11 protein-coding genes are annotated in these 10,393 nt (G+C 37.3%); all 11 read left to right on the forward strand.

Annotated features, from left to right (window positions below; genetic code table 11):
• Window positions 1-29 precede the first annotated feature (29 nt).
• The 11 genes from rodZ to tsf all read left to right on the forward strand — a co-directional run bounded on the left by rodZ (window position 30) and on the right by tsf (window position 10,241).
• Entirely contained in the window at window positions 30-854 is an 825-nt protein-coding gene (gene rodZ / locus PCY08_RS09280; protein ID WP_080936287.1) for a cytoskeleton protein RodZ, read from the forward strand.
• 12 nt (window positions 855-866) lie between these two features.
• Entirely contained in the window at window positions 867-1,406 is a 540-nt protein-coding gene (gene pgsA / locus PCY08_RS09285; RefSeq protein WP_049530373.1) for a CDP-diacylglycerol--glycerol-3-phosphate 3-phosphatidyltransferase, read from the forward strand.
• Between the two features lie 2 nt (window positions 1,407-1,408).
• Window positions 1,409-2,236, forward strand: a complete 828-nt coding sequence (locus tag PCY08_RS09290; protein WP_301560155.1) for an energy-coupling factor ABC transporter ATP-binding protein — start codon at window positions 1,409-1,411, stop codon at window positions 2,234-2,236.
• Window positions 2,221-3,060 carry an energy-coupling factor transporter ATPase gene (locus PCY08_RS09295; protein ID WP_301560156.1) on the forward strand — a complete coding sequence of 280 codons (840 nt, stop codon included), beginning with the start codon at window positions 2,221-2,223 and terminating at the stop codon, window positions 3,058-3,060. The genes PCY08_RS09290 and PCY08_RS09295 overlap by 16 nt, the downstream gene beginning before the upstream one ends.
• Window positions 3,053-3,847: an energy-coupling factor transporter transmembrane protein EcfT gene (locus PCY08_RS09300; protein WP_000369587.1), complete on the forward strand. Its 795-nt coding sequence runs from the start codon at window positions 3,053-3,055 to the stop codon at window positions 3,845-3,847. Before PCY08_RS09295 ends, PCY08_RS09300 begins: the two co-directional genes overlap by 8 nt.
• A 21-nt stretch (window positions 3,848-3,868) precedes the next feature.
• Window positions 3,869-4,690: a rod shape-determining protein MreC gene (gene mreC / locus PCY08_RS09305; RefSeq protein ID WP_049509967.1), complete on the forward strand. Its 822-nt coding sequence runs from the start codon at window positions 3,869-3,871 to the stop codon at window positions 4,688-4,690.
• Entirely contained in the window at window positions 4,687-5,181 is a 495-nt protein-coding gene (mreD, locus tag PCY08_RS09310) for a rod shape-determining protein MreD (RefSeq protein WP_223140375.1), read from the forward strand. Before mreC ends, mreD begins: the two co-directional genes overlap by 4 nt.
• 91 nt (window positions 5,182-5,272) lie before the next feature.
• Window positions 5,273-6,490 (forward strand): peptidoglycan hydrolase PcsB, encoded by a 1,218-nt coding sequence (gene pcsB / locus PCY08_RS09315; protein ID WP_301560157.1) that lies wholly within the window; start codon window positions 5,273-5,275, stop codon window positions 6,488-6,490.
• 198 nt (window positions 6,491-6,688) lie between these two features.
• The gene (locus PCY08_RS09320) at window positions 6,689-7,903 is read left to right on the forward strand and encodes an aminoacyltransferase (protein WP_223140377.1); all 1,215 of its coding nucleotides are present in this window, start codon (window positions 6,689-6,691) and stop codon (window positions 7,901-7,903) included.
• Window positions 7,904-8,339: 436 nt separating this feature from the next.
• Window positions 8,340-9,122: a 30S ribosomal protein S2 gene (gene rpsB / locus PCY08_RS09325; RefSeq protein ID WP_000268462.1), complete on the forward strand. Its 783-nt coding sequence runs from the start codon at window positions 8,340-8,342 to the stop codon at window positions 9,120-9,122.
• A 78-nt stretch (window positions 9,123-9,200) separates the two neighbouring features.
• On the forward strand, window positions 9,201-10,241 hold the full coding sequence (gene tsf, locus PCY08_RS09330; protein WP_000808094.1) for a translation elongation factor Ts: 1,041 nt from the start codon (window positions 9,201-9,203) through the stop codon (window positions 10,239-10,241).
• The last annotated feature ends 152 nt before the right edge of the window (window positions 10,242-10,393 follow it).

The raw sequence follows: 10,393 nt of genomic DNA on the forward strand, positions 1-10,393 counted from the left end.
AAATACACTAGAAAGAAGGAATGTTAAGTATGAGAAAAAAAACAATTGGTGAGGTCTTACGTCTTGCAAGAATTAACCAAGGACTGAGCTTAGAGGAATTGCACAGAAAGACAGATATTCAGCTGGATTTGTTGGAGGCAATGGAGTCAGATGATTTTGACAAACTACCGAGTACTTTTTATGCTCGTTCATTTTTGAGAAAGTATGCTTGGGCTGTTGAATTAGATGAAAATATCGTTCTAGATGCCTATGATTCGGGAAGTATGATTACTTATGAAGAAGTTGATGTAGATGAGATTGAACTTTCAGGACGTAGACGGTCTAATCGAAAGAAAAATTCATTTCTCCCGCTATTTTACTTTGTTCTTTTTTCTTTATCAATTTTAATTTTTGTAACCTACTATGTGTGGAATTATATTCAAACCCAACCAACTGCATCTTCTGCAGCAACTTATAGTGTTGTGAGTTCAACAAGTAGCTCTAGTAGTGTAGCATCAAGTAGTAGTCAAGCTACTAGTTCATCAAGTTCGAGTGAGGCAACTACTTTGACTGTTTCAGGTCAGGGAGATACTTTGTCAGTGGAATATAAGACATCTAAAGATTCTGCGGATCTTCACTTATCTGTAACAGATACAACAAGCTGGATTAGTGTTTCGGATACTGATTTAGCAGGAGGAGTGACTCTTGAACCTAATAATAAAACAGCCAAAACAACCATCTCTAAAGGATCTCCAGTAACCATAACATTGGGTGTTGTTAAAGGAGTATCGGTGAAAATTGATAATAAGGAAATTGACACTTCAAAATTAACTGGTCAAACTGGTTGGATTACTCTAACATTAAGTTCAAACTAAAGGAAGGATAACATGAAAAAAGAGAATATTCCTAATATGCTTACGCTTGGTAGAATTTTATTTATTCCGATTTTTATTCTCCTTCTATCAGTTGGGCCATCTCCTGTGTTACATAAAATAGCAGCAGTTATTTTTGCTATTGCCAGTATCACTGATTATCTAGATGGTTATTTAGCTAGAAAATGGCAAGTGGTTAGTAATTTTGGTAAATTTGCAGATCCAATGGCTGATAAATTATTGGTCATGTCAGCCTTTATCATGTTGGTCGGTCTAAAGATGGCACCAGCTTGGGTGGTAGCAGTTATTATCTGCCGTGAACTTGCAGTCACTGGTTTGCGCTTGCTCTTAGTTGAAACAGGAGGTACTGTTCTAGCTGCTGCTATGCCTGGAAAAATCAAGACATTTAGTCAGATGTTTGCGATTATATTCTTGCTACTTCACTGGAATGTGCTTGGTCAGATAACTCTTTATATTGCCTTATTCTTCACAGTTTATTCTGGTTATGATTATTTCAAGGGAAGCGCATATTTGTTTAAAGGAACCTTTCGTTAGATATGGAATCGATTATTGAGATAAAAGATCTGTCTTTTCGATATCAGGCAGATCAAGAACATTATGATGTTCATAACCTTTCGTTTCACGTGAAACGTGGAGAATGGTTGTCTATCGTTGGTCATAATGGTAGTGGAAAATCAACGACAGTTCGCTTGATTGATGGTTTGCTCGAGGCTGAATCTGGAGAAATTTGGATAGACGGTGATTGCCTAACTCCAGAAAATGTCTGGGAAAAAAGACGTAAGATTGGTATGGTCTTTCAAAATCCTGATAACCAATTCGTAGGAGCAACTGTTGAAGACGACGTTGCTTTTGGACTGGAAAATCAAGGAATCCCACTTGAAGAGATGAAGAAACGCGTTTCTGAGGCTTTATCATTGGTTGGGATGGCTGAATTTGCTAAAAAGGAACCAGCTCGCTTGTCAGGAGGTCAGAAGCAGAGAGTAGCTATTGCAGGTGTTGTTGCTCTGCGACCAGATATTTTAATCTTGGATGAGGCTACAAGTATGTTGGACCCTGAGGGACGATTAGAGTTGATTAAGATAGTCCAGAAGATTCGCAAAGACCATCAGATGACAGTCATCTCCATTACGCATGATCTGGATGAGGTGGCCATGAGTGACAGAGTTTTGGTGATGAAAAAAGGAGAAGTCGAGTCAACTAGCACTCCTAGAGAGTTATTTTCTAGATCAGATTTAGATCAAATTGGCTTAGATCAACCCTTTGTCAACCAATTAAGAGAATCGCTACGTACCAGTGGTTTGGACTTGCCAGAGTTCTATCTAACGGAGGAGGAACTTGAGGAGGCTTTATGGGAATTATTCTAGACAATGTTAGTTATACGTATCAGGAAGGAACACCCTTTGCTTCAGCTGCTTTGTCAGATGTCAGTTTGTCAATAGAGGATGGCTCTTATACTGCGATTATTGGGCATACAGGAAGCGGAAAGTCTACAATCCTTCAACTTTTGAATGGTTTGTTGGTTCCTACAGAGGGAAGTGTTCGTGTCTTTGATACATTAATTACATCAACATCTGTCAATAAGCAAATTCGTCAAATTCGCAAGCAAGTTGGTTTGGTATTTCAGTTTGCAGAGAACCAAATTTTTGAGGAAACTGTCCTAAAAGATGTGGCTTTTGGACCTCAAAATTTTGGAGTTTCTGTAGAAGAGGCAGAAGCTATCGCGCGTGAAAAACTAGCTTTAGTAGGAATCGATGAATCACTCTTTGAACGAAGTCCATTTGAACTCTCAGGTGGACAAATGAGACGGGTTGCTATTGCTGGAATTTTGGCGATGGAGCCTAGCATTTTGGTCTTAGACGAACCAACAGCTGGTTTGGATCCAATTGGTCGGAAAGAGTTGATGGCCTTGTTTAAAAAGCTTCATCAAGATGGCATAACAATTGTTTTAGTAACTCACCTTATGGATGATGTGGCTGAATTTGCTGACCAAGTTTATGTGATGGAAAAAGGGAAACTAGTTAAGGGTGGGAAGCCAAGTCTTGTCTTTCAAAATGTCGAATTTATGGAAAAAATCCAATTGGGTGTTCCTAAAATCACACGATTTGCTCAAAGGCTAGCTGACAGAGGAATTTCTTTCGAACAATTGCCGATAACGATAGAGGAGTTTAAGGAGTTTATCAATGGATAATATGATTTTAGGTCGATACATACCAGGAAATTCGATTATTCATCGTTTGGATCCTCGTAGTAAGTTAGTAGCAATGATTTTATTGATCATCATCGCTTTTTGGGCCAATAATCCAATTACAAATCTCATACTCTTCATTGCAACAGGCATATTTGTCGTTTTATCAGAAGTTCCCTTATCTTTTTTTATAAAAGGTTTGCGGTCTATGTTTTTTCTGATTGCTTTTACAACCCTTTTTCAACTGTTCTTTATCTCTGGTGGTCACGTCTTGTTCGAGATGGGATTTATAAAAATTACAAGCTATGGTATTGAGCAGGCAGGAATTATTTTTTGTCGTTTTGTGTTGATTATTTTTTTCTCAACCTTGCTAACCTTGACAACCATGCCATTGAGCTTGGCAACAGCGGTTGAATCCTTGCTTGGACCTTTAAAAAGATTTAAGGTTCCAGTTCATGAGATTGGGCTCATGTTGTCTATGAGTTTGCGCTTTGTACCAACCTTGATGGATGATACGATTCGCATTATGAATGCTCAAAAGGCGCGTGGTGTAGATTTTGGAGAAGGAAATGTAATTCAAAAGGTTAAGGCTATGATTCCTATTTTGATTCCTTTGTTCGCTACCAGTTTGAAACGAGCGGATTCTCTTGCTACAGCCATGGAAGCTAGAGGCTATCAAGGTGGAAATGGCCGCAGTCAGTATCGACAGTTAAATTGGATGAACAGAGACAGTATAGCGCTATTATTTGTTTGTGTATTGGGTGCAATTCTATTTTTGCTAAAATCTTAGAATGTAATATAAGGTAGAGGTATGAACCGTTTTAAAAAATCAAAATATATCATTGTTCTATTTGTCGTTGTATTAGTAGTATCCGTTTTTTTAGTAACAACACAATCAAGTGCAGTTGTAACAAAAGCTGGAGATGGCATTTCATTAGTCGATAGAATAGTGCAAAAGCCTTTTCAATGGCTTTCTTCCGTAAAATCTGATTTAGGTCGTTTGACCAGAACCTATAACGAGAATGAAACTCTCAAAAAAGAACTCTATCAGATGAAGAAGGAAACGAATGAAGCAGACAGTTTGAAGGAAGAAAATGAGCAACTACGTCAGTTATTGGATATGAAGTCAAAATTGAATGCAACCAAGTTAATTGCTTCTGACGTCATCATGAGAACTCCTGCAACCTGGAAACAAGAGTTGACAATTGATGCAGGTTCTCAACAAGGCGTGACAAGCAATATGCTTGTGATTGCTGGTGGAGGACTGATTGGAAGCGTGGGAAAGGTTGAAGATAACTCTACTGTGGTCAACTTATTGACCAATGCGGAAAATACGGAGAAAATATCCGTTAAAATCCAACACGGTTCTACTAGTATATATGGCATTATCATTGGGTACGACAAAGAAAAAGACTTGCTTAAAATAAGCCAGTTAAATAGTAGTAGTGATATCAGCCAAGGAGACAAGGTAGTTACAGGAGGTCTGGGCAACTTTAAAACTACAGATATTCCCGTAGGGGAGGTTGTATCAGTTACCCATAGTAGTGACTATCTCACAAGAGAAGTTATGGTTAAACTCCATGCCGATCCAATGAACCTAAAAGTCGTAGAGTTAGTGGGGAATCCATCATGAGACTGTTGAAGCAGATAGGGATGTTTTTACTCTTGCCTATAGTTGTCTTAATAGACAGTCATTTAGGGCAATTTGTAAATAGTTTTTTTCCACATTTTCAAATTGTGAGCCACTTTATCTTCATCTTCTTGTTGTTTGAAACAATAGAAGTATCTGAGTATCTGTTTTTAGCTTATTGCCTAGTTCTAGGGCTTATATATGATATTTATTTCTTCCATTTGATTGGAATCGCTAGTCTTCTATTTGTGATTATTGGAGCAATAGTGTATAAAAGCAACTCAGTTATTTTGTCAAATAGATGGACTCGACTATTAGCTATTTTAATGATGACTTTCTCTTTTGAGTTTGGCAGTTTTCTTCTAGCGCAAATGATTGGTTTAACTGCTGAAAGTATAACAGTTTTTATCGTTTATGGTCTAGTTCCGTCAATGATATTAAACTGTCTCTGGATGTTAGTTTTCCAGTTTATTTTTGAAAAAATATATCTATAAGAAAGAAACAAAACTGTAATAAAGGCGTAATATTTATTAGGCCTTTTTTTGATATACTAGTATTGTCGTAAAAGAAGGAGTATTCACACTTATGAAGAAAAAAATCCTAGCATCACTTTTGTTAAGTACAGTATTGGTCTCACAAGGAGCTGTTCTTTCAAGTGTTAAAGCAAATACAACAGATGAAAAGATTGCTGCTCAAGATAGTAAAATTAGTAACTTGACAGCTCAACAGAAAGAAGCTCAAAAACAAGTAGACGAAATTCAAACTAAAGTTTCAGCTATTCAATCAGAGCAAGAAAAATTACAATCTGAAAACGAAAAACTTCAAGAAGAATCTAAAAAACTTGAAGGTGAAATCGCAGAGCTTTCAAAAAATATCGTAGCACGTAATGAATCACTTGAAAACCAAGCTCGTAGTGCACAAACGAACGGAACTGCTACAAGTTATATCAATACGATTATTAACTCTGACTCAATTACAGAAGCTATTTCTCGTGTAGCAGCTATGAGTGAAATCGTATCAGCAAACAATAAAATGTTGCAGCAACAAAAAGAAGATAAGAAAGCTATTTCTGAAAAACAAGTTGCAAACAACGAAGCAATCAATACAGTCATTGCTAACCAACAAACGCTTGCTGACGATGCTCAAGCTTTGACAACAAAACAAGCAGAATTGAAAGTAGCTGAGTTAAATCTTGCAGCTGAAAAAGCTACAGCAGAAAACGAAAAAGCTAGCTTGCTAGAGAAAAAAGCAGCAGCAGAGGCAGAAGCCAAAGCAGCAGCAGAGGCAGAGGCAGCTTATAAAGCTAAACAAGCAAGTCAACAACAATCACTTGCAGCTTCAGCTAACACAACTTTTGCAGCACAAGTACAAGCAACTTCAAGTTCTTCATCATCTTCATCATCAGATGATGAATCAAGCTACACACCTGCAGCAACTACTGTAAGTCAACGACCAACTTATAGTTCAAACGCTTCAAGTTACCCTGTAGGTCAATGTACATGGGGTGCTAAGACCTTGGCTCCATGGGCTGGTGATTATTGGGGTAATGGTGGTCAGTGGGCTACTAGTGCAGCAGCAGCAGGTTTCCGTACAGGTTCTACACCACAAGTTGGAGCAATTGCTTCATGGGATGATGGAGGATACGGACATGTAGCAGTTGTTACAGCAGTTGAATCATCAACTCGTATTCAAGTTTCTGAATGTAACTATGATGGTAGTGGAACTCAACCAATCGGAAATTATCGTGGATGGTTTAATCCTACAGCATCACGTGGTACAGTAAGATACATTTATCCAAACTAACATATTAATTATTATTAAATTTAGGGTGAGGTTTTATGAATCTCACCCTTTGTATAGTATTAATAAAAAATTTTCATCAGAATGTTTTTGTCATTATGGAATGAAAGATGGGATGAAAATTATCAGATATGTAGCTAGAATAAATATGTTTATCTAACGAAATAATAACAAGATTTTAAGAGAGTTGGTACTGGAATTATGTTTACTTATAAAATGAATGTTGATGTTCAAGAGTGGGATTTATTTTTGAAAAATCATCCTCAAGGGAATTTATTGCAGAGTAGTGATTGGGCCAAGATAAAGGATACTTGGGGGAATGAGAGAGTTGGATTTTATAAAGAGAATCAACTAGTTGGAGTAGCGAACATCTTAATTCAGCCTCTTCCATTAGGATTTTCCATGTTCTATATTCCAAGAGGCCCAGTTATTAATTATGAAGATAAAGAACTTCTGAAATTTGTGCTTTTAACATTGAAAAAACTTGCTAAAAAAAGCCATGCAATAATGATTAAATTTGATCCAAGTTTGTTTATCAGTCGAAGTCTTATCGACCAAGAAACTATTCAAAATTCTAAAACTTTTGAAATTGTTGAGGAATTGCAAAAAAACAAAGTTCATTGGACAGGTTTGACAAAGGATATGGCAGAAAACATACAACCTCGTTTTCAAGCTAATATTCATAAAGAAAACTTCTCGCTAGATCAACTATCCAAGTCTACTAGACAGGCAATCCGAACTGCAAGAAATAAAGGATTGGAAGTGAAATTCGGTGGACTCGACTTATTAGATGAATTTTCATTTTTAATGAAGAAAACAGAGTCTCGTAAGAATATCAGTTTACGAGGCAAAGATTATTATCAGAAGTTACTGACTACTTATCCTGATCACTCTTTTATCACACTGAGCTACTTAGATTTACCTAATAGACTGAAAGAAGTTGAGCAGCAACTCGAAAAGAATCTTAAAATAGCGCAGAAATTTACTGATAAAACGAAAGAAGGCAAAATAAAAGAGAATCAGCAAGAGAGAAAACGATTAGAGGAAGAAATTTCTTTTCTTAAGAGCCATATTGATAGAGGGGACAGTGTCGTTCCATTGTCTGGAACTTTAACCATCGAATTTGGGAAAACTTCTGAAAACTTATATGCTGGAATGAATGAGGAATTTAGACATTATCAACCTGCTATTCCTACATGGTTTGAGACTGTTCAGCATTCATTTGAACGTGGAGCAGAGACTCATAATATGGGTGGAATTGAAAATAATTTAGAGGGTGGGTTATTTAATTTTAAATCTAAGTTTAATCCCACTATCGAGGAATTTGCTGGTGAGTTTAATTTCCCAACTAGCTCATTGTATTTCTTGTTTAATATAGCCTATAAAATCCGGAAGAAACTTCGAAGTAGCAAGTAGAAAGTCAAAGACTTATTGGCAAGTTTAATCTTTAGTAATTGTTTTTTTGATAACATAGAGTATGAAGATATGACACTTGCTATCAAAAAATATAAAGTAGATTCTTTCATATCAAAATATTTAAGTTATCAACTCGAAATATTTTGTATTTATCTGAATCTCAACATAAGCGGTTATTGCACATTTAGCAGTAACAATTTATGTTGGGATGTTTTTTTATTTAAAGTTAATAAATTTTTTTAAAATTTCTGTTGGGAAGTTAGGTTATGAAGGAAAAACTAGCAAAATTACTTGAAAAAAAGGCTCAACTATGATACAATGTAACTTGTCGTGTAAACGATAATACTCATTCTTGATGAATTGTGAAGCTGTTGCCTTCGGGTCGTTTTGCAAGCTGAAATCAAGAAGAGGAAAAAAACAAAAAGGAGAAATACTCATGGCAGTAATTTCAATGAAACAACTTCTTGAGGCTGGTGTACACTTTGGTCACCAAACTCGTCGCTGGAACCCTAAGATGGCTAAGTACATCTTCACTGAACGTAACGGAATCCACGTTATCGACTTGCAACAAACTGTAAAATACGCTGACCAAGCATACGACTTCATGCGTGATGCTGCAGCTAATGATGCAGTTGTATTGTTTGTTGGTACTAAGAAACAAGCAGCTGACGCAGTTGCTGAAGAAGCAGTACGTTCAGGTCAATACTTCATCAACCACCGTTGGTTGGGTGGAACTCTTACAAACTGGGGAACAATCCAAAAACGTATCGCTCGTTTGAAAGAAATCAAACGTATGGAAGAAGATGGAACTTTTGAAGTTCTTCCTAAGAAAGAAGTTGCACTTCTTAACAAACAACGTGCACGTCTTGAAAAATTCTTGGGTGGTATCGAAGATATGCCTCGTATTCCAGATGTAATGTACGTAGTTGACCCACATAAAGAGCAAATCGCTGTTAAAGAAGCTAAAAAATTGGGAATCCCAGTTGTAGCGATGGTTGACACAAACACAGATCCAGACGATATCGATGTAATCATCCCAGCTAACGATGACGCTATCCGCGCAGTTAAGTTGATTACAGCTAAATTGGCAGACGCTATCATCGAAGGTCGCCAAGGTGAAGATGCTGTTGCGGCAGTTGAAGCAGAATTTGCAGCTTCAGAAGCTCAAGCAGACTCAATCGAAGAAATCGTTGAAGTTGTAGAAGGCGACAACGCTTAATTCATATAAATAGTAATTACCTAGGAGGGCGGGGCTTAGCCCGGCTCTCCTATTTTTAAAAAATATAGGAGAATCAAAATGGCAGAAATTACAGCTAAACTTGTTAAAGAGTTGCGTGAAAAATCTGGTGCTGGTGTTATGGACGCTAAAAAAGCATTGGTTGAAGTTGAAGGCGATATCGAAAAAGCGATCGAATTGCTTCGCGAAAAAGGTATGGCAAAAGCAGCTAAGAAAGCTGACCGTGTTGCTGCAGAAGGTTTGACTGGTGTTTATGTTGATGGTAACGTTGCAGCAGTTGTTGAAGTAAATGCTGAAACTGACTTCGTTGCGAAAAATGCTCAATTTGTTGAGTTGGTAAACGCAACAGCTAAAGCGATCGCAGAAGGAAAACCAGCTAACAACGAAGAAGCTCTTGCTTTGACAATGCCTTCAGGTGAAACTCTTGAAGCGGCTTATGTGTCTGCAACAGCAACTATCGGAGAAAAAATCTCATTCCGTCGCTTTGCTTTGATTGAAAAAACAGATGCACAACACTTCGGAGCATACCAACACAACGGTGGACGTATCGGTGTTATCTCTGTAATCGAAGGTGGAGACGAAGCACTTGCTAAACAAATTTCAATGCACATCGCTGCTATGAAACCAACAGTTCTTTCATACAAAGAATTGGATGAGCAATTTGTTAAAGATGAGTTGGCACAATTGAACCACGTTATCGACCAAGATAATGAAAGCCGTGCTATGGTTGGTAAACCAGCTCTTCCACACTTGAAATATGGATCAAAAGCTCAATTGACTGATGAAGTGATTGCTCAAGCTGAAGCTGATATTAAAGCTGAGTTGGCTGCAGAAGGCAAACCAGAAAAAATCTGGGATAAAATCATCCCAGGTAAAATGGATCGTTTCTTGCTTGACAACACTAAAGTTGACCAAGCATACACACTTCTTGCACAAGTTTACATCATGGATGACAGCAAGACAGTTGAAGCTTACCTTGAATCAGTTAACGCTTCAGTAGTTGAGTTCGCTCGCTTTGAAGTTGGTGAAGGTATCGAAAAAGCTGCAAACGACTTTGAAGCAGAAGTTGCAGCTACAATGGCAGCAGCCTTGAATAACTAATAAAAAGTAAGGAAGCAAATCTGCTCAATGTCATTAAGTTAGTAATCTAACTATTTGAATAGGAGATAGGATTGAGATCATCAAAGTGATTCTCTATCCTATCTTCTATTTTTTTTGCATAACAAATAAAGGTTTTTTCACCCTATTTTTTG

It is taken from the genome of Streptococcus sp. SO4, from assembly GCF_030440055.1.
In the GTDB taxonomy this organism is placed as follows: domain Bacteria; phylum Bacillota; class Bacilli; order Lactobacillales; family Streptococcaceae; genus Streptococcus; species Streptococcus nidrosiense.